Genomic DNA, 18,281 nt, shown 5'->3' on the forward strand with positions numbered 1-18,281 from the left:
CACGTGTTGTCGACCGGGACGCCATTCTCCTGGGCGGCGGTGGACGTCGCAGTCCCGCGCCTGTCAGGTCGGCTGCCGGGGGTCACCATGGCCGGGTTCCGCCATCGTGCCCCCGGACTCGTGGACATCGCCATGGTCGCGCACCCATCCGTCACCCTGATCGTCGATCTGAGCGAGGGGGAAGGCGTCGTTTACGACGTCCATGGCCGGCGCGAGCGCGGCAGCGTCGTCGTCGGGCTCCTCCCTGGTGATCTTCGGGTAGCCGGCTGTGGGGTCGGCGAGTGCCTCCAGATCCGGCTGGAGCCGGTCGTGGCGGGTGCGGTGCTCGGCACATCGGCCGAGCTCAGCGGGACGGTGGTGTCGCTCAAGGACGTCTGGGGCCGCGACGCCGGGCGAGCCGAGGACAGGCTGCGCACCGCCGCGTCGTGGGACGAACGGTTCACGATCGCGGTCGAGATCCTCAGCCGTCGGCTGGGCGACCGTCCGCCGGTCGATCCGGAGGTCGCCTACACCTGGCGGCGGGCGCTCACCAGCCGGGGGCGGGTGCGGATCGACGGCCTGGCGGACGAGGTCGGCTGGAGCCGCAAGCGCCTGTGGTCCCGCTTCCGGTCCCAGCTCGGCATCACCCCCAAACGCGCCGCCCAACTCGTGCGCTTCGACCACGCCGCCCACCTTCTGGCGGCGGGTCATGCCGCCGCCGGCGTCGCCACCCGGACCGGCTACGTCGACCAGTCACATCTCCACCGCGAGGTCAAGGCGTTCGCCGGGCTCACACTCACGGCCGTGGCCGTCGCGCCGTGGCTCGCGATCGACGACGTCGCATGGCCGGCCTCATCGCCGACCCGGCGATGACGGGCATCCCACGGCATCGGCACGAGCACGGCCGGAGATCATCGGTCAGGGCATATCGCCGTGTCCGTACTCATCGAGTGGGACGTTCTGTGCCCTGACCAATGACGCCTGATGGCTCGAAGCCGTGGACCGTCTTCAAGGAAGTGAGCTTCCCCCGCAGCCTGGACGCCGGCGTGTCGACCGCGGCGATGCACACGGCATGAGATGGCGGTGAGCGCAGGCGTACAGCCCCGGACGGCCGAAAATCGCTTGCCTCGCGTGGTGGGCTCGGGGAACGTGGTGTTCATGACGCTCTGACGGACAGCACCCCGCCACTCCGAGATGCCACGGCGCCGACGCGTCCCGCAACGCTGTCACCCCATACCCCTTTGAGGGAAGAGAGCCTTTTGTCTCAGCAACACTCCCGGCCGGAGTCCCCGCCGCCGTCCACCACGGCCACGGGCCCGGCCACCATCACCGTGTTCGCCTCCCCCGCGAGCTGGATCGAGTCCGACGCCCTCGCGCAGTGCCACCAGGTGGCCGCCCTCGACGGCATGGTGCACGTCGCCGCCATGCCGGACCTGCACCCCGGCAAGGGCGCCCCGATCGGCGCCGCCATGGCGTCGACCGTGCTGTACCCGTTCCTGGTGGGCTCCGACATCGGTTGCGGCATCGCCGTGTTCCCCATGAAGCTCAAGCGCGCCGTACCCGAGAAGCTCGCCGCCCGCTTCCCCGACCTCGATCGCGCGCTGGATCCCGAGCGGGATGCCGACGACCCGGCCTGGGCCGTGGTGAAGGGCGATATCCCCGCCGGTCACGTCGAGGGCCTCGGGACGGTCGGCCGGGGCAATCATTTCGTCGAGCTGGCGCGGATCGGGACCGTCTTCGAGCCGGGCCACGCGAGCCGTCTCGGACTCGCCGACGGCGACCTGGTTCTCATCGTCCACAGTGGTTCCCGGGGGCTGGGCGAACGGATCCTGCGGGCGCACACCGCGGCCTGTGGCGCGGGCCCCGCCCCTGATCCGGGCGCCTACCTGGCGATGCACGACGACGCCGTACGCTGGGGATCGCTCAACCGGCGGTTGATGGCCGCCCGGGTCGCCCATGCCCTGGGGGCCGAGCCCGCCGAGCCGCTCGTCGACCAGTGCCACAACCTGGTCGAGGTTCGCGACGGGGTCTACCTGCACCGCAAGGGGGCGGCGCCGGGTGACGGCCGCGACGTGCTCATCGCCGGTACGCGAGGCACCCCCTCCTACCTCGTGGCCGCCCACGCCGGGCCGGACGCCGGCCATTCCGTCGCGCACGGCGCGGGCCGCAAGATGTCGCGTGCGGACGCCCTGCGCCGGGGCCGGGCCAAGCACACGGTCGAGGAGCTGTGCCGCACACCGGTGGGGTCGCTGGTGGTGTGCGGAGACCGCCAGCTGCTCTTCGAGGAGGCGCCGACGGCCTACAAGCGCATCGAGCAGGTGATCTCCGACCTCGTCGACCATGACCTGGCCACGCCCGTGGCCACCACGGTCCCTCTGGTCACCTACAAGACGCCCGACCTCGGGTCCACACCCCGGCGGGACCGGCGCCGCGAGCGAGGCGCGCGGTGAGCGTCCACCTGCTCCTGTCGGCCGGGCGTGGCCCGCAGGAGTGCGCCTGGGCGCTGGCCCGGCTGCTGCGCCGCCTGGAAGCCGACGCCACCCGGCAGGACCTGGAGACCCATCGGGTCGAGACCGTTCCCGGTGACCGGCCCGGCACCTACCGATCGGTCCTGATCCGGCTCTCGGGAGCCGGCGCCGAGGCGTTCGCCGCCTCGTGGACCGGAACCCTGTGCTGGCAGGCTCCCAGCCCGTACCGGGCCGGCACGGGCCGGAAGAACTGGTACGTCATCGCCCAACCGTGCCAGGTCGACATTCCGCGCACGACGTTCGCGGAGGCGGACGTCGACATCGTCGCCTGCCGCACCGGCGGCCCCGGCGGTCAACATCGAAACAAGGCCAGCACGGCGGTACGGGCGACGCACCGGCCCTCGGGGATCGTCGTCGTGGTCGACACCGAGCGGCGGTTCAGCCTCAACCGCCGCATCGCCATGCGGTTGCTGCGACAGCGCATCGAGGACGGCGACGAGACGGCGGGGCGCGCCGTCACCACCGCCCGCCGCCGCGTCCACGACGAGCTCGTACGCGGCAACCCCACCCGCATCGAACGCCCGGAAACGCCGAAGCAGGACCTGGCCTCACCGGAGCAGACACGCCGGCGACCGTGACGGTCCACCCGGCCGTGCCCTACCGAGGAAGACGAACGGTTCCGGTCGCCCCTCGGGCACACGCCGGTACCCATGAGGAGGCCGTCGGCCTGGCCGGTCGACGGCCGTTCCCCACTACAGAGGATCATCAGGTTGTTCGACCGCGGGTGCGGGCGACGGCCCTTCCCGGTTCGTGGTGCCTGCCATTGGGGTGGCCCAGTCCTCCGAGGTGTTCGCCCAGGTCATAGCGCGATACGAGGGCTCCTGCCGGCGATCTGGAGGTCGTCGTCCGCCGGTGAAAATCGGGTGACATCTCGCATCGCCTGCCGCAATGCTGGGACGGGCGATGAGTTTTGTCGGTGGCATCGGTCAGTCTTTGCATGACCACGACTTCTCGCGAGACCCAAGGCCAGGGCGCCAGCCCAGCCATGACCGCGTCGTGTCCGACAACCCCGATTGAGGTGCCGTGCTCAGCCCACAGCTCGACTCACCAGCCAAGCCCGCGACCGCCGTCTCAGGTCGCACCCCGGCCGTGATCCGGCTGCTGGTGCTCGCCACGTTCGTGGTCATCCTCAACGAGACGATCATGATCAACGCGATCCCGCGGCTGATGGAGGCGCTGCACATCACCGAGCAGACCGCACAGTGGCTCTCGACCGCCTTCATGCTGACCATGGCCGCCGTCATCCCGATCACCGGATGGTTCCTGCAGCGGGTGTCCACCCGCAGCGCGTACACCACCGCGATGGGCCTGTTCCTGCTCGGCACGGCGTTGGCCGCCGTCGCGCCGTCGTTCGAGGTGCTGCTGGGCGCCCGCATCATCCAGGCGTCCGGGACGGCTGTGATGATGCCGCTGCTGATGACCACGCTGATGCAGGTGGTGCCCGAGACGGACCGGGGCCGGGTGATGGGCAACGTCTCCCTGGCCATCTCGGTCGCGCCCGCCATGGGCCCGACGGTCTCGGGGGTGATCCTCCAGTTCGGGTCCTGGCGGCTGCTGTTCGCCGTGGTGCTCCCCATCGCCGCCGTGATCACATGGCGCGGCCTGAAGCAGCTCAAGAACGTCGGAGAGCCCCGGTTCAGCACCATCGACTGGTTGAGCGTGGTGACCGCCGCCGTCGGCTTCGGCGGCCTGGTCTACGGGCTCAGCTGGTTCGAGGGTGGTGACGTCCGCGTCGCCGTCGCGATCGTGGCGGTCGGCCTGGTGGCCATCGCCGTCTTCGTCGTCCGCCAGCTGGCGCTGCAGAAGCGCGGCGTACCGCTGCTGGACCTGCGTACCCTGCGCCACCGCACCTATACGGTCGCGCTGATCCTGATGTCGGTGGCCTTCATGGCGATGCTCGGCTCGATGATCCTGCTGCCGCTGTACCTGCAGAACGTCCGCGAGCTCAGTCCCCTGCAGACCGGACTCCTCGTGATGCCGGGCAGCCTCGCGATGGGGCTGCTCGGTCCGACCGTCGGCCGCCTGTTCGACCGGTTCGGCGGCCGGGTTCTGGTCATCCCCGGCGCGATCGGGATCACGCTCGCGCTCACCGGCTTCACCCAGGTCACGATGACCATGCCGTTCTGGCAGCTTCTCGGTCTGCACGCGCTGCTGATGGTGAGCCTGGCCGCGACCTTCACCCCGGTGTTCACCCTCGGGCTCGGAGCGGTTCCACCGCCGCTCTACTCCCACGCCAGCTCGATCCTGAGCACGCTGCAACAGGTCTCCGCGGCCGTCGGCACCGCACTCGTGATCACCGTGATGAGCGCGCGAGCCGAGGCACTGAGATCCGCGGGAGCCACGGAGGTGCTCGCCAACCTGGACGGCATGCGGCTGGCCTTCGTCATCGGCGCGGTGTTGTCCGTGGTCGTGGTCGTCACCGCCTTGCTCCTACCGGCCCGAGCGGACAGCGCCGACGAGTTCGAGGAGGCCGACCGATGAAACCGGCGTGACGGCGGTGAAGTGGGGCACCGTGGTCTATCTCCGCCTGATGCCCGTGGACGCCGATAGACGATCTCGGACTGGCCGCGAACGCCGGTGTCGGCAAATGTGCCGGACGACCGCGGTGCCCCAGGACGTGATCACGTCCTGGCGCCTTCGGAGCGCCCCGGGTGTGTCGCTCAGCGCTCGCGCCGGCGTCGGGTCTTACCGCCCACTCCGCCGAACAGCGCCAGGCCCCTCACCACGATCACCGGCGCCGACGGGTCGACGTCCGAGCTGCCGTGCACGTCGAAACCGCCGAAGATGCCGACGCCATGGCAGCGCACTTCCACCCCCTTGGGCACGATGATCTCGGCCCCACCGAAGATCGCGTTAACCGTGATCTCGACCTCTTTCGCCTCGAACTCTGCGTCGGTCAGGTCGAACCGCAGGCCGCCGAAGACGGCCAGCGCTCTGGTCCGCCGCCGCACCCGCCAGCGGCCCTTGCGCTCGGAACCGCCGAAGATGGCGATGACGTTCTCGGGTTCGGGGTTCGCCCCCGGCAGGTAGGACACCGGGTTCGCGGCCGGACGCTGCCGCTCGACCTGCAGGTCATTGGTGAGGACTTCGAGCTCTCCCACGGTCTTGGCCTGGTAGAGCCTGTCCAGGCGCTCGGAGTACTCCTCGTGGCTCAGCTGGCCGGTGCTCAGGGCTTCACCGAGCAGGGTGCTGACCTGCTCCCTGTTGCTGTCCGAGGCGCGCAGGTGCGACATCTGGGAGTCCCTACGCTGAGGGGGATTTTCCATGCTGGTCACGATAGTTCTCATTCATCCTGACGGGGAACTCACCAAGGGGGTCGGTCACGTTCAGCTCACCCCCGCCTCGGTGACGCCGGCCGGACGCCGGGTTCCTCACCTCGTATCCAACCTGTACGGCTCCATCTACCGCGGCGGCGAAACGAACCGGTCAGGTCAGCGACCGGATCGGCTACGCCGTGCCAACCAGTCGGCGATGACGACGAAGTCGGTGTGCGTGAGGCCACGGCGAGGATCAATGCGATGAAGGAGTGCCTGCCCGTGATGGTGTGCGGACACCCAGGCACGATCGGGGTCGGTGATCTCGTCGTCGACCCAGACGAAGGAGCGTCCGGCCGCCCAGTCGACCAGGCCGCGGGTCTTCCAGTGCAGCGGGCTCTTCTCCTCCGAGTCCGGCCAGTCCACTACCGGTAACTCGGGCAGCCCGAGCAACGGACCGATCACCTCGTTCGCGTCGGCCATCCATGTCGTCGCCCACACGAGGTCGCACGGCAACGCCGACAACCGCGGCCCGTGTCGGGGGTCGATCCTGGACAGCAACGGGTTCGCCCCGATCGGCAGCGGCACTGCCCGGTCGCCGAGGTGCCCGCCGGGACGCAGGTCGGGCGCTCCGAACGGGATGAGTGGTCCGTCGACGTCGAGGAACAGCAACGGGCGGTCCGGGGAACCAAGCACTGCCGCAGGATAACGGTGGTCGGTCACAGCGGAGGCGCCACTCCCTCGGCGACGGCACGGTCCATGCCGGCCGGCATCGCGGCGAACCGTTCGGTGGTGATCGTCCACGCCTACGGGGCGGAACTCGTCGTCCCCCACGCCTGAAGCGGCCGGGGCGCTGCCCTTCCTGCTCTTCGGCGGACTCCGGGTGCTCGCCGCCTGGGAACGTCCCGAACAGACCAACGTGGCCTGGGTGACGTTCGTGGTCGGGGTGCACTTCGTCGCGTTGGCGCCCGTGTGGAAGGACTGGAGCATCGCCGTACCCGGTGTGGTTCTCACCCTGCTCGGCGTCGCCGGTCTCGTTCTGGCGGCGACGGCTGCCGTCGACTGGGTACCGTTCGTCAGCGGTGTGCTGTCCGGGGTGGTGCTCCTGCTCGGCACCGCCACCTTCGGCTGGCGCGCCATGACGGCTCGGACGGCCTAGCCGGTCCGGATGCTCCCTTGGTCGATCGAGGAGGAGCCGGCCGGGGTGAAGCGCGTGTGGACACTAGACCAGGTAAACGGGAGCGAGGTCGACGAAGATGCGGTAGTCCGTGATCAGGCCGTCGTCGCGGGTGCGCCAGATCGACACGGCCACGACTCCGGTGTCCTTGCCGTCGAGCCGCCGGTAGGTCACCTCGGTCTCGGCGATGATGTCGGCGCCCACCTGCCAGTTCCTGACGATCCGGTGCCGCAGGCCGCCGATGGTGGAGAAGAACGCCCGCAACCCGGCGGCGATGGCCGCACGTCCCGTCATCGGCTCGGCGTTGCCGAACACCAGCGTGGCGTCCTCGGCCAGCAACCGCACGAACTCGTCGGGGTCGAACGAGTCGACTGTCTGGAAAACGCGTCGCACCACGTCTTCGGTCATGCCGATCCTTCCTCACACAGTCGGGATCACTGGTGGGGACGATACGGAGCGAGGGGCGACGCGCAACTATCGCCAAGGTGGGTGTCTCATGCCTTGCGCCGAACCGTCCCCGGCATCCCCCGCCCGGCGGACGCCTCATACCTGTCCGCGTCCCTAGCCTGATCGCGAAACCAGGAGGGGCACATGGCCGGAACCGATCGGCGTGGCTGGCAGGACACGGCGGTGAAGCTGGCGGAGGAGCGGCGCTGGGCGGAGCTGTGGGACCTGGTCCAGCAGCGGGTCCCCCTCGTCGAGGCGGACCGTGTCCTGCCGCTGTTCGACGAGCGGTGGCGGCCGGACGGCCCGGCACGCTCCCTGTTCGACCTGCTCGCCGCGACCCCGGCTGGAATCGTGGAGGAGGCGTGCGCCACCCTGACCGCCGACCCCTTGCTCGAAATCTCCGTCGACGGCTGGATCGTCACCGGCTCGCTGTCCCCGGACGGCCGATGGCTGGCGGTCTGCACAAGAGGTTGGACCTCCGTTCGCCGCCACGAACTCCAGGTGTTCGACCTCGACGACGGACGCCAGGTCGCCCGCCGGGCGGGCGACGCCGACTCCGGGGTGATGCTGAACCAGGGCAGGTCCATCTTCAGCATGGACTGGATCCCGCCGAATCCCTCTCTCGGTCTCGTGCGCAACGCCGCGGAGAGGACGATGCTGCAGCCCGAGGAGTTCTCCCTGATCGCGGCGCTGAGCTGGCTGGACCACGACCGTTTCGCGGTGCTTGCCCGGCACCACCCCGGCTGGGCCGCGATCCGGAGCCCGCCGCCTGCCACCTGACCTACTACACCGGCGCCGGCGAGCGTATCGAAGAGGTCACCATGGAGGAGGACCTGGTCTGGGGCGAGCAGGGGCTGAACATCCTGCCGTCGCACATGGCCGCCGACCCGTCCTCCGGCCGGCTCGCCGTGGACGGCCGTACGCTGCGCATCATCGAGCCGCCCTGCCATGTCCTGGCCCGCTCACCGGAACAGGAGCACTATCGCGAACTGTGCTTCCTCTCCCCGGACCGCCTGGCCGCGGCGGGCAACGAGTGCCTGGAGATCTGGCAGGCGACCGGCGCGACCCTGGAACGGGTACGAGGCATCGGCCTGCGCCCGCGCCGAAGGGGACACTGCCCGATTCTGATCCCGCAGCGCCAAGAGATCATGTTCCTGGACGGAACCCCTGACTCCAATACGGGCGGCGAGGTCCGCTACATCGATGCCGAGACCCTGATCGACGTCACAGGATCGCGTGAGCTGTCCGACTCGATCGGCATCGAACTGTGGCGCACCCCCGACGGCTCCCGCCACGCGCTGGCCACGGAAAGCGCGGTCCACGTGGTACGCGACCCGGCGGCCGGAGCCGTCGCCACCCTGGCCGAACGCCCCCCGTCCACCCTCCGCCCGGCCGACCTCCCGGTGCTCGACTCCGTACGGCCCGCCACGGGACCCGTGCGCCACCTGCTGGCCCTGCTGCGGGCGGTGATGCGGGCCGGATGCTCACCCGGTTGAGTCGGGGTGAAGTGCGTGTGGACCCTGGACCAGGTGGACGGGGGCGAGGTCGACGAAGATGCGGTGGTCCGTGATCAGGCCGTCGTCGCGGGTGCGCCAGATCGACACGGCCACGACACCGGCATTCTTGCCGTCGAGCCGCCGGTAGGTCGCCTCGGGCTCGGCGATGATGTCGGCGTCCACCTGCCGTCGCACACGGCCGCCGACCTGTCCTCCGGCCGGCTCGCCGTGGACGGCCGCACGCTGCGCGTCATCGAGCCGCCCTGTCATGTCCTGGCCCGCTCACCGGAACAGGAGCACTGTTGAGGGTACGGGCGAATGTCGGGTTTGACCGCCCACGCGGATGAGCCGAAGCCGGAGCGACGCACCGGCTTGCGTTGACGTCAGCGTCAAGGTCTAGCTTCGCGTATGGCGGTTCTCAGCCGCTCGGTGTGCCCGGGATGCGGCGGTAGCCTGCCCGATCCTGGGATTCGCCGGGTTTCACCTTCTGTCGTAAGAGGTCTGTGTGGAAGTTTTCATTGTCGGTGCCAGCGGATATGTCGGCGGTGCGATCGCTGACAAGCTCATCGAGCAGGAACACGAGGTTGTCGGGCTCGCCAGATCTGCTGAAGCGGCGGACGCCCTTCGCCGGAAGGGTGTGAAAGCGCATCGAGGTGAGGTCGGGGACCTCTCGCAGTGGGTCGACAGGGCCGGACAGGCCGATGCGGTGGTCTTCGCCTGGCTGGCACCCGATTCCGATGCGTTCCGGGACATGGACATCGCTGCCGTTCGGGCGGTGCTTGCCCGGCTGACCGGCAGCGGAAAGGCGTTCATCTATGTGACGGGCTCACTGGGTACGGGTGATACCGGTCCGGATGTCGAGGTCGACGTCGACACACCTGACAACCCCCCGGCTTTTCTTCGCTGGCGTTCCGACCTCGAAGCCGAGATCCGCCGCTCCTCCCACAGCGGTGTCCGGTCGGTGGTCGTGCGTGCCCCCATGGTGTACGGGCGCACCGACGGCTTCGTCGCGAGGTCTCTTCTCGCCGAGGTCAAAACCTCCGGGCGGACGCACTACGTCGGTGCCGGCGACAACCTGCTCGCCTTCGTACATGTCGAGGACCTGGCGACGTTGTGTGCCCGCGCGTTGCAGGCAGCGCCGGCCGGCGCCCTGTATCTGGCGGCCAACGGCGAATCCTTGTCCTTCAGGGACTTCGCCACGCGGGCGAGTTCCGCACTTGGCGCCGGCGGCGCCGTCGCCTCGCTGCCCCTGCAGACCGCCCTCGCCGTCATGGGACCGTTCGCAGAGGCCCTGACGTACTCCCAGCGCTTGTCCAGCGCTGCCGCCGAACAAGGACTCGGTTGGAGGCCGGCCATGCACGGTGTCGACGCGGAACTTCGTTCACTCGGGGCGGCGATGCGGAGCTGACCCCCTCACCTGTGCCGTAGCCAGGTGTAGTCGACCGGCTGGGCGGCGTTCCACTCCGCGGCCAGGTGGGCGTCGACCGGCAGGTAACCGGCTCCCCGGTAGCAGCGCAGCGCTCGGTCGTTGTCCGGGTGCACGCGCATGAAGACGTTCGCGCGGCCCGTCTCCCAGGCCAGCGCGGTCAGCCCGCGCACCAGTTCCCGCCCGATTCCCCTGCCGCGGGCGGCCGGGGCCACGATGAGGTGGGCCAGCTCGACCTCGTCCTCCTCGGCGTCGAGCCACAGTTCCCCGTAGCCGAGCGGGTCCCGGCCCTCGACGAGCAGGTGGGTCCGTACGTCCTCCCCCCGCTGCCAGCCGGCGACGACCCGGGCCGGCAGCGGGAACTCCTGCCGTCCGCACCACATCGCGACCTCCCGCGACGAGGTGGGCCAGCTCGCGACCGTGGCCGCGTGCGTCATCGCGAAGGGCTGTAGATCCATATCCGCCTCATCCATTCCGTACGTCCGGGGCGCCTCCCCTTCGGCATGGGCCGGGGAAGTGCGCGGGTGAATGTCAATCCTTCGAGTGACGCGGGCGATCCTCGGCTGCCCGCACAATTCTGGGCATGACTTCGAGCGACCTTCTACTGGAAAGAAAGATCGGCCCGGTCTCCGTCCTCGATGCGGCCGTCGCGATCGGTCTCGCGCTCTGGGCCGTCGGGTCGGCCTGGAGCGGTTACGGCGTGCCGGTGCCGTTCCTGCTGCTGGCGACCCTGCCGCTGGCCTTCCGCCGGGTGAACCCGCCCGCGGCGCTGGTCGCGACGGCTGTCGGCGGTGTCGGGCTGCTCCTCAGCGGGATCCATCCCCTGTCCAACCTCGCGATCGCCACGTCCGCCGCCCTCGCCCTCTACACCCTGTTCAGGCCGCTGCCGCGGGCGCAGGCCTGGGGGGTGACCGGGACTATCCTGGCCGGGCTGTTCATACTGGGCATACTGCTGCTCTGGAGAGGCAGATTCGAACTCGCCCTTACCGCGGTGCCCATGATCGCGTTCTGTGTCGGCGGTGTCGCGCTCCTGGCCGACCTCGCCCGTGCCCGTGGCGAGGTCAAGGAGGTCCGCCAGGAGAGCGTGGAGCAGATGATCGCCGCGCAGCGCGAGCAGGCCGCCATGGCCGAGCGGGCCAGGATCGCGCGGGAGATGCACGACATCGTGGCGCACTCCATCTCCAGGATCGCGGTGGAGGCCGAGACCGCCCCGTACACGATCAAGGATCTCGGCGAGCCGGCGCGCGAGGGCTTCGAGCAGATCGCGACCACCGCCCGCGAGACGCTGGTGGAGATGCGGCGGCTGCTCGGTGTGCTGCGCACCGACGGCGGGGCGGGCGGCACCTCGCCGCAACCGGGCCTGGCACGCGTACCCGAACTGCTGGAAGAGCACCGCAAGGCAGGGGGGACGGTCGATCTCGATGTCATCGGCGATGCCGTCCCGCTGCCCGCGGCCGTCGACCTGTCGGCGTACCGAATCCTGCAGGAGGCGCTGACCAACGCCCGCTCCCACGCGCCGGACGCGAACGTGCGCATCGAGCTCGCCTACCTGCAGGACACGCTGGCCATCAGGGTGAGCGACGACGGCCCCGGACCTTCCCCGAACGCGGGCGGCCACGGCCTGATCGGGATGCGGGAACGGGTGGTCATGCTGGGCGGCTGGCTCAACACCGGTACGGCGCCCGAGGGGGGTTTCCTCATCGAGGCGGGCCTTCCGCTGACGCAGGTGGAGGCGGCGGCGTGATCAGTGTCCTGGTCGCCGACGACCAGAGGAGCGTCAGGCACGGTTTCGCCGCGGTGCTGAACGCCCAGCCGGACGTGACCGTCGTGGGCACCGCCGCCGACGGGGCCGAGGCGGTACGGCTGGCCAGTGAGTTCCGGCCCGACGTGGCGCTGATGGACATCAGGATGCCGGAGCTGAACGGCATCGAGGCGGTCCGCCGGATCGTCGCCGACCTGCCCACCCGCGCCCTCATGATCACCACTTTCGATCTGGACGACCACGTGTACGACGCGCTCTCCGCGGGGGCGAGCGGGTTCCTGCTCAAGGACGTCAGGGCGATGGATCTGGTGGAGTCGGTCCGGGTGATCGCGCGGGGCGACGCGTTGCTCGCTCCCCAGGTGACCAGGCGGCTGATCGCCGAGTTCGCCCGGCAGCGATCCCGCTCGCACCCTCCCGCCGACCTCACCCCCCGCGAGCTGGAGGTGCTGCGGCTGATCGCGAGAGGTCTGTCCAACGCCGAGATCGCCGGGGAGCTGGTCGTCACCGAGCACACCGTCAAGACGCACGTCGCCCGGCTGCTGGCCAAACTCGGTCTGCGCGACCGCGCCCAGGCCATCGTCCACGCCTACGAGTCGGGGCTCGTCGTGCCCTACGCCTGAACGGGAACGCCCCGGCCACCCCGATGAGCGGCCCCGAGTCCCGCCGGCTGCTCTCACCGCGCTCTCCGGCCGTGACCGGCTCCTGGCCCAGGGGCGACCTCCGCGTGCCGCGGCCGGTGGCGCGGCGTCTCCGACCGGACGGTTACCCTGTGAGCCGATCACCTGGAGGTGTCGTCATGGTCGATCGTTCCGCCGGTGGGCGGTCGGGGCTCACCCGGGGCTGGCGAACGCGTGACGGGCGGACGCTGGTCGCCGGGCCGGTGGAGCCGTGGGGCGCCGGTCCACCCGGCCTCCGCGAGGTCTTCGGCGGTGAGCCCGCCGACCCGGGCGGCGGGGGAGTCCGCACCTACTACGCGCTGGACTCCTCGGGAGCGGTGCACCGGGTGTACGACACCCGGATGTTCTCGCTGGAGGACGAGCTGTACGTGACGGTGTACCGGGTCGAGGGGGACGCGCTGTACGCCCACCACTCCGTTCACGACCATCGGCACGCCGAGGCGCGGCACGAACGGTCGCTCGAATGCGCGGGGCTGGTCCCGCTGAACCCGGGCCAGGTGCCGCCGTTGGAGTCGGTCCTGGCCGCGGTCGCCGAACTGGCCGACCGGGAACGGGCCGAGGCCGCGGTCCGCGAGGGCGGGCTCGACGCGGTACGCGCCGCCTTCGCCTCGGCGCTGCCGGAGCACCCGGGGGACGGTGTGCTCCGGCTGGAGCTGACCCTGGAGGGGGAGCGGCCGGTCGTGCGGCTGAGCGGCGGGCGCGTCCTGTGGCGGGCTACCACGACGGACCACACCCACCGGGAACTGCTGGCCCTGTTGCGGGCCGTTCTGCCCGTCAGGTACGGCGACCGTCCGGTCGAGCTCGTACCGTCGCCGGCCATCGTCGACCACGATTTCTGGGACCCCTGGAACTGACGGGCAACTCAGGCGGTCGGCACCACCATGGGGGTGCCGGTGACCGGGTCGGGCACGACGACGCAGGGCAGGTCGAAGACCTCCTCGATGAGCTCGGCGTCGACGATGTCGGCGGGGGCTCCCTCCGCGACGACGCGACCGGCCTTCATCGCCACCACGTGGTCGGCGAACCGGCAGGCCTGGTTGATGTCGTGCAGCACCGCGATGATCGTGCGCCCCTCGTCGCGCAGCCGCGCGAACAGCTTGAGCAGCTGGTACTGGTGGGTGATGTCGAGGAACGTGGTGGGCTCGTCGAGCAGCAGGTAGGGCGTCTCCTGGGCCAGCACCATCGCGACCCAGACGCGCTGGCGCTGGCCTCCGGACAGCTCCTCGACGCCCCGCTCGGCCAGTTCCGCGACGCCGGCCGCGGCCATGGCCCGCTGTACGGCCCGCTCGTCCTCGGCCGACCAGGTGGACAGCATCGACTGGTGCGGGTAGCGGCCCCGGGCGACGAGCCGTCGCACGACGATGTTCTCCGGGGCGACCAGGCCCTGGGGCAGGAACCCGACCTGTCTGGCGATGGCCTTGGGCCGGTAGCCGTTCACGTCGCGGCCGTCGAAGCCGACCGTACCGGCCGAGGGCTTGAGCAGCCGGACGAAGGAACGCAGCAGCGTCGACTTCCCGCAGGCGTTGGCGCCGACGATGGCGGTGAACGCGCCGTCGGGCACGTCGAGGCTCACATGCTCCGACACCACCCGCTCGCCGTAGCCGAGGGTGATGTCCTGGGCGGTCAGGCGCGCTGCCACGGTCGCCTCACTTCCTTGAAGAGCAGCCAGATGAGATAGCACCCGCCGATCGCGGTCGTCACGACACCGACCGGCAGCGCGACCGGCGCCAGCAGCAGTTGCGCGATGAGATCGGCGGCCAGTAGCAGCACCGCGCCGGTCAGCGCCGCGGGCACCAGAGGCACCCCGGCCGCGCCGGCGAGGCGGCGGCCGATCTGGGGAGCGGCGAGCGCGATGAACACGATCGGCCCGGCGACCGCCGTCACGGTGGCGGTGCAGCCGACGCCGACCAGCACGATCAGCAACCGGAGGCGGCCCAGGCCCACGCCCGAGGTGACGGCGAGCTCGTCGCCGAGCGCGGCCTGGTGCATCGCCTGCGCCAGCGTGACGAGCAGCAGCGCGAGCACGCCGATGACCAGGAACGGCAGGCGTACCTCGTCCCAGTCGACACCGTTCAGTGAACCCGCGCTCCACCCGGTCGCGGCGATCGCGACGTCGAGCTCGGTGCGGAGCACGATCCAGGAGTTGACCGCGGTCAGGATGGCGTTCATCGCGATCCCGATGACGACCAGCCGCAGGCCGCTGAGCCCGGAGTCCAGCGAGAGCAGGTAGACGGCCGCCGCGGTCAGCAGGCCGCCTGCCACCGAACTCACCGCGAGTTGCGCGGAGGTCCCGTTCAGCACCGTGAGCGCGACCAGCGCGCCGGTGTAGGCGCCCACGTCCAGGCCGATGACGTCCGGACTGCCGAGCGGGTTGCGGGTGAGGTTCTGGAAGATCGCCCCGGCCAGCCCCAGGGCGGCACCGAAGACGAGCGCGGCGGCCACCCGGGGCAACCGCCACTCCCGGATCACCAGGGCCGAGTCCCCGTGACCGGCGAGCGCCGCGAACACCTCCGGGGGCGCGGCCCAGGAGGGGCCGTGGCTGAGGCCGAGAAAGGCCAGGGCCAGCGCGACGCCGGTGAGCACGAGCGACATCAGGAGCGTCCGGCGTTCGATCCTGACCGAGCGGGAGCCCGCGCGCAGCACGATGTCGTTCACAGCGACGCCGCCCCGTAGCGCCGTACGGCCCAGATGAGCACCGGGCCGCCGAGGAAGGCGGTGACGACGGCCACCGGGACCTCGCCCGTCGGCAGCAGCACGCGCGATCCGATGTCGGAGACCAGCAGCAGGATCGGGCCCAGCACCATCGTGTAGGCCATCAGCCAGGGAATCGAGCCGGCGGCCGCCCGACGGGCCAGGTGCGGAATCATGAGCCCCACGAAGGTGATCGGTCCGGCCACGGCCGTGGCGGCGCCGGCGAGCAGGGTGACGAGTACGAGGACGGCGAGTTTGGTCCGTGCGGTGTGACCGCCGAGCGTATGGGCGACCTGCTCGCCCAGGACCATGGCGTTCAGCGGCCTGGCCACCGCCATGGCACAGACCAGGGCGATGCCGATCGCCAGCAGCGGGACGGTGTGCGACATCTGCTCGCGGCCGGCCAGCGCCCCGACGGACCAGAAGCGGAACCGGTCGAAGACGTCGGGAAGCATCAGGCGCATGCCGAGCGAGAGGCCCGCGAGCACCGAGCTGAGGGCGACACCGGCCAGTACGAGCCGGAGCGGGGAGGTTTGGCCGACGGCGTAGACCAGGAGTACCGCGAGCACGGAGCCGGCGAAGGCGAGCGTCAGTTGCGCGGACTGCGACCCCGCGAGACCGAGCACGCCGCCCAGGTTGATGGCGAAACCGGCACCCGCGGTCACCCCGAGGATGCCGGGCTCGGCCAGCGGGTTGCGGGTCAGCGTCTGGATCAGCGCGCCCGAGGTGCCGAGAGCGGCCCCGACGAAGATGCCGAGGATGGTGCGCGGCACCCGGATCTCGCGGACGATCAGGTGATCGTCGGTGCCGGCGAAGTCGGTGAAGGCACGCCAGATCTCGGCCGGGGCGATCGAACGTGTCCCGATGCTCACCCCGGCCACCGCCACCACGGCGAGCAGTGCGAGGGCCGCCAGGAGGAGCGCGGCCCGCGCCGGTAGATCAGTCCTCAAGCCCGGCAACTCCGCGCTTCCAGTACCCGGTGAACAGCGAGTCCAGCCGTCCCGCGCTCCATGAGCGCAGCGGCTTGATGTCACCCGCCCCCCCGGCCGCGAACAGGAAGGTCCGCTCCTCGGGCAGGGCCAGGGAGCGCACCGTCTCCGCGAGCAAGGAGCGGTCGCCCTCGCGGACCAGCCAGACGACCTCCAGCCCCTCGCGTGCCGCGAGCGGGTAGGCGTGCTCGGCGGCGTCGTCGGTCTCGATCACCACCTGGGCCGAGACGTCGGCAGGGGACTCCTCCAGCCAGCGCGCGACCGCGGGCAGCGCGGTGGCGTCGACCGCGAAGACGTAGTGCCCGTAGTTGTGCGGGAACGCCTTGGCCCCCGGCGGGCCGGCGATCGTGAGCTCCTCGCCCACCTCGGCGGCGACCGCCCACGCCGACGCGACCCCGCCCTCGTGGAGCACGAAGTCCAGGTCGAGCTCGCCGGCCTCGGCGTCGTACCGCCGCACCGTGTACTTGCGCGTCGTGGGCGACGGCGTCGGCCAGTCGAGCTCCAGGTGGTCGTTGGCGACCGGGTCGCGGCGGGTGCCGTCCGGGTCCGAGAAGACGATCTTGATGTGGTCGTCCGCCTGGTAGCTGTGGAATCCTTCGAGCCCGGGGCCGCCGACGGTCAGCCGGAGCAGGCGCGGGGTCACGTACCGGCGCGCGAGCACCGAGACGGTGCGGACCCCGATCGGGTAGCCGATCCGCGCGGTGCCGGTTCCGGACCGGTGGTGGGCGGCGACGCGACCCCTCGGGTCGCTACGGTCGACGCTCATCGGCCGAGCAGCGGCGCGAGCGCCTCGTCGATGGAGTCCAGCGTCTTGAGTGCCGAGCCGTACGTCGCGGCCTCCGTGTAGCGCAGCGGGAAGACGTTGCCGGCCTTGACCGCGGGCAGGTTCTTCCACAGCTTGGAGTCGAGGACGTACTGCACCGGCTTGCTCACCGAACCGTCGCTCTCCAGCGTGTACGTGATGGCGTCGGCCTCGGCGAAACTGTCCGGCAGTTCCTCGATCGAGGGGTACTCACCGACGTCGAGCGAGCCACCGCCCTTCTCCTTGACCTCGCCGTAGTAGGTCACGCCGATGTCGGAGGCGATGTTGGTGCCCCACGACCCGGTGAACTCGCGTTGGAACGTTCCCTCGGTCACGTCGCCGTAGGCACCGACGTGGCCGAACTTCATACCGTCCAGAGCGCCCTTGTACTTCTCGGTGAGCTCGGCCGTCCTCTTCTCGTACGCCGCCTTGGCGGTCTCGAAGTCGCTGAGGCGCCCCGCGGCGTCGGACTGGCGGCGCGACAGCTCACGCCAGGCGGAGGGGACGGACGGGCCGATGGCGACGACCGGGGCGATGGACTCCAGCCGCTTCATGTCGATGTCGCCGAGGGCCGGCTTCGGGACGCCGATGACGATCAGGTCGGGCTTGGCCTTGGCGACGGCCTCGTAGTTGGTCTCGGCGGCCGTCTCTCCCGCGATCTTCTCAATCCCGTTGTACGTCGCGAGGTCCTCCTCGGTCATCATCGCCAGACCGCGTTTCCAACTGGAGATGCCGACCAGGGGGGTGTCGGCCTCGATGAGCGCCGGCACCGCGTACCCGGTCGCGACGACACGCTTGGGGGCGGCGGGGATGGTGATCTCGCCGTTGTCGGCGCTGAAGACGCGGGTCTCGGGCGCCGCGGCGGTGGACTCCTCGCCGGAATCGGTGGAACCGCAGCCGGCGACCAGGGCGAGGGTGAGGGCCAGAGCGCCGGCCAGGCGCCGGGGCTGTCGGGAGGACATGGGTGTGTTCCTTCGGGGTGTTTCAGACCGGGCAAGCGGCCCGACCTCATGGTCAGGCGCTACTTAGGTTAGCCTTACCGAAACTTTTCCA

General features: G+C 70.6%; 22 protein-coding genes. 12 read left to right on the forward strand and 10 right to left on the reverse strand.

Annotated elements, in window-relative coordinates; genetic code table 11:
• Nucleotides 1–39: 39 nt before the first annotated feature.
• The 4 genes from AB0J58_RS09135 (at nucleotide 40) to AB0J58_RS09150 (ending at nucleotide 4,988) form a co-directional block, all read left to right on the forward strand.
• Nucleotides 40–852, forward strand: a complete 813-nt coding sequence (locus AB0J58_RS09135; protein WP_364212333.1) for a helix-turn-helix domain-containing protein — start codon at nucleotides 40–42, stop codon at nucleotides 850–852.
• Between the two features lie 386 nt (nucleotides 853–1,238).
• Nucleotides 1,239–2,429 (forward strand): RNA ligase RtcB family protein, encoded by a 1,191-nt coding sequence (locus tag AB0J58_RS09140; protein WP_364212336.1) that lies wholly within the window; start codon nucleotides 1,239–1,241, stop codon nucleotides 2,427–2,429.
• Entirely contained in the window at nucleotides 2,426–3,085 is a 660-nt protein-coding gene (gene prfH, locus AB0J58_RS09145) for a peptide chain release factor H (RefSeq protein ID WP_364212339.1), read from the forward strand. Before AB0J58_RS09140 ends, prfH begins: the two co-directional genes overlap by 4 nt.
• 445 nt (nucleotides 3,086–3,530) lie before the next feature.
• On the forward strand, nucleotides 3,531–4,988 hold the full coding sequence (locus AB0J58_RS09150) for an MDR family MFS transporter (protein WP_364212342.1): 1,458 nt from the start codon (nucleotides 3,531–3,533) through the stop codon (nucleotides 4,986–4,988).
• Between the two features lie 179 nt (nucleotides 4,989–5,167).
• On the opposite strand, the gene AB0J58_RS09155 is transcribed toward AB0J58_RS09150, so the two are convergent.
• Nucleotides 5,168–5,773 (reverse strand): DUF1707 domain-containing protein, encoded by a 606-nt coding sequence (locus tag AB0J58_RS09155; RefSeq protein ID WP_364212345.1) that lies wholly within the window; start codon nucleotides 5,771–5,773, stop codon nucleotides 5,168–5,170.
• A gap of 165 nt (nucleotides 5,774–5,938) precedes the next feature.
• Entirely contained in the window at nucleotides 5,939–6,457 is a 519-nt protein-coding gene (locus tag AB0J58_RS09160) for an HAD domain-containing protein (protein WP_364212348.1), read from the reverse strand.
• Nucleotides 6,458–6,472: 15 nt separating this feature from the next.
• On the opposite strand from AB0J58_RS09160, the gene AB0J58_RS09165 reads away from it, so the two are divergent.
• Both AB0J58_RS09165 and AB0J58_RS09170 read left to right on the forward strand, forming a co-directional pair.
• Nucleotides 6,473–6,601: a hypothetical protein gene (locus AB0J58_RS09165; protein WP_364212351.1), complete on the forward strand. Its 129-nt coding sequence runs from the start codon at nucleotides 6,473–6,475 to the stop codon at nucleotides 6,599–6,601.
• A 43-nt stretch (nucleotides 6,602–6,644) separates the two neighbouring features.
• Nucleotides 6,645–6,920: a hypothetical protein gene (locus AB0J58_RS09170; protein WP_364212354.1), complete on the forward strand. Its 276-nt coding sequence runs from the start codon at nucleotides 6,645–6,647 to the stop codon at nucleotides 6,918–6,920.
• A 63-nt stretch (nucleotides 6,921–6,983) separates the two neighbouring features.
• Here AB0J58_RS09170 and AB0J58_RS09175 read toward each other — a convergent pair whose 3' ends face one another.
• Entirely contained in the window at nucleotides 6,984–7,346 is a 363-nt protein-coding gene (locus AB0J58_RS09175; protein WP_364212357.1) for a nuclear transport factor 2 family protein, read from the reverse strand.
• A gap of 183 nt (nucleotides 7,347–7,529) precedes the next feature.
• On the opposite strand from AB0J58_RS09175, the gene AB0J58_RS09180 reads away from it, so the two are divergent.
• Together AB0J58_RS09180 and AB0J58_RS09185 are read left to right on the forward strand one after the other, a co-directional pair.
• Complete coding sequence (locus AB0J58_RS09180) at nucleotides 7,530–8,165, forward strand: hypothetical protein (protein WP_364212360.1); 636 nt, start codon at nucleotides 7,530–7,532, stop codon at nucleotides 8,163–8,165.
• Between the two features lie 41 nt (nucleotides 8,166–8,206).
• Nucleotides 8,207–8,881 carry a hypothetical protein gene (locus AB0J58_RS09185; RefSeq protein ID WP_364212363.1) on the forward strand — a complete coding sequence of 225 codons (675 nt, stop codon included), beginning with the start codon at nucleotides 8,207–8,209 and terminating at the stop codon, nucleotides 8,879–8,881.
• Here AB0J58_RS09185 and AB0J58_RS09190 read toward each other — a convergent pair.
• Nucleotides 8,870–9,151 carry a hypothetical protein gene (locus tag AB0J58_RS09190; protein ID WP_364212366.1) on the reverse strand — a complete coding sequence of 94 codons (282 nt, stop codon included), beginning with the start codon at nucleotides 9,149–9,151 and terminating at the stop codon, nucleotides 8,870–8,872. The two genes, AB0J58_RS09185 and AB0J58_RS09190, sit on opposite strands and share 12 nt — an antisense overlap.
• Nucleotides 9,152–9,386: 235 nt before the next feature.
• Between AB0J58_RS09190 and AB0J58_RS09195 the strand changes: the two genes are divergently transcribed.
• The gene (locus AB0J58_RS09195; protein WP_364212369.1) at nucleotides 9,387–10,289 is read left to right on the forward strand and encodes an NAD-dependent epimerase/dehydratase family protein; all 903 of its coding nucleotides are present in this window, start codon (nucleotides 9,387–9,389) and stop codon (nucleotides 10,287–10,289) included.
• Nucleotides 10,290–10,294: 5 nt separating this feature from the next.
• Here the strand turns inward: AB0J58_RS09195 and AB0J58_RS09200 are convergent, their stop codons facing one another.
• Nucleotides 10,295–10,765 carry a GNAT family N-acetyltransferase gene (locus AB0J58_RS09200; RefSeq protein ID WP_364212372.1) on the reverse strand — a complete coding sequence of 157 codons (471 nt, stop codon included), beginning with the start codon at nucleotides 10,763–10,765 and terminating at the stop codon, nucleotides 10,295–10,297.
• Between the two features lie 125 nt (nucleotides 10,766–10,890).
• Here AB0J58_RS09200 and AB0J58_RS09205 point away from each other — a divergent pair, with 125 nt between their 5' ends.
• From AB0J58_RS09205 to AB0J58_RS09215, 3 genes are all read left to right on the forward strand, one after another.
• Complete coding sequence (locus AB0J58_RS09205; RefSeq protein ID WP_364212375.1) at nucleotides 10,891–12,051, forward strand: sensor histidine kinase; 1,161 nt, start codon at nucleotides 10,891–10,893, stop codon at nucleotides 12,049–12,051.
• A complete protein-coding gene (locus AB0J58_RS09210; protein ID WP_364212378.1) occupies nucleotides 12,048–12,689 on the forward strand; it encodes a response regulator transcription factor in 642 nt (213 codons plus the stop codon). The genes AB0J58_RS09205 and AB0J58_RS09210 overlap by 4 nt, the downstream gene beginning before the upstream one ends.
• Before the next feature lie 176 nt (nucleotides 12,690–12,865).
• Nucleotides 12,866–13,600 (forward strand): hypothetical protein, encoded by a 735-nt coding sequence (locus AB0J58_RS09215; protein ID WP_364212381.1) that lies wholly within the window; start codon nucleotides 12,866–12,868, stop codon nucleotides 13,598–13,600.
• 8 nt (nucleotides 13,601–13,608) lie between these two features.
• Here AB0J58_RS09215 and AB0J58_RS09220 read toward each other — a convergent pair whose 3' ends face one another.
• From AB0J58_RS09220 to AB0J58_RS09240, 5 genes are read right to left on the reverse strand one after another with little or no spacing between them, the layout of a single operon-like run.
• Entirely contained in the window at nucleotides 13,609–14,385 is a 777-nt protein-coding gene (locus tag AB0J58_RS09220) for an ABC transporter ATP-binding protein (RefSeq protein ID WP_364212384.1), read from the reverse strand.
• Nucleotides 14,370–15,401, reverse strand: a complete 1,032-nt coding sequence (locus AB0J58_RS09225; protein ID WP_364212387.1) for an iron chelate uptake ABC transporter family permease subunit — start codon at nucleotides 15,399–15,401, stop codon at nucleotides 14,370–14,372. The genes AB0J58_RS09220 and AB0J58_RS09225 overlap by 16 nt, the downstream gene beginning before the upstream one ends.
• Nucleotides 15,398–16,387, reverse strand: a complete 990-nt coding sequence (locus AB0J58_RS09230; RefSeq protein ID WP_364212390.1) for an iron chelate uptake ABC transporter family permease subunit — start codon at nucleotides 16,385–16,387, stop codon at nucleotides 15,398–15,400. The genes AB0J58_RS09225 and AB0J58_RS09230 overlap by 4 nt, the downstream gene beginning before the upstream one ends.
• A complete protein-coding gene (locus tag AB0J58_RS09235) occupies nucleotides 16,377–17,192 on the reverse strand; it encodes a siderophore-interacting protein (RefSeq protein ID WP_364212392.1) in 816 nt (271 codons plus the stop codon). Before AB0J58_RS09235 ends, AB0J58_RS09230 begins: the two co-directional genes overlap by 11 nt.
• Entirely contained in the window at nucleotides 17,189–18,190 is a 1,002-nt protein-coding gene (locus AB0J58_RS09240) for an ABC transporter substrate-binding protein (RefSeq protein ID WP_364212395.1), read from the reverse strand. The genes AB0J58_RS09235 and AB0J58_RS09240 overlap by 4 nt, the downstream gene beginning before the upstream one ends.
• Nucleotides 18,191–18,281: the final 91 nt, after the last annotated feature.

The sequence above is a fragment of the Streptosporangium sp. NPDC049644 genome (genome assembly GCF_040675205.1).
Classification (GTDB): Bacteria; Actinomycetota; Actinomycetes; order Streptosporangiales; family Streptosporangiaceae; genus Streptosporangium; species Streptosporangium fukuiense.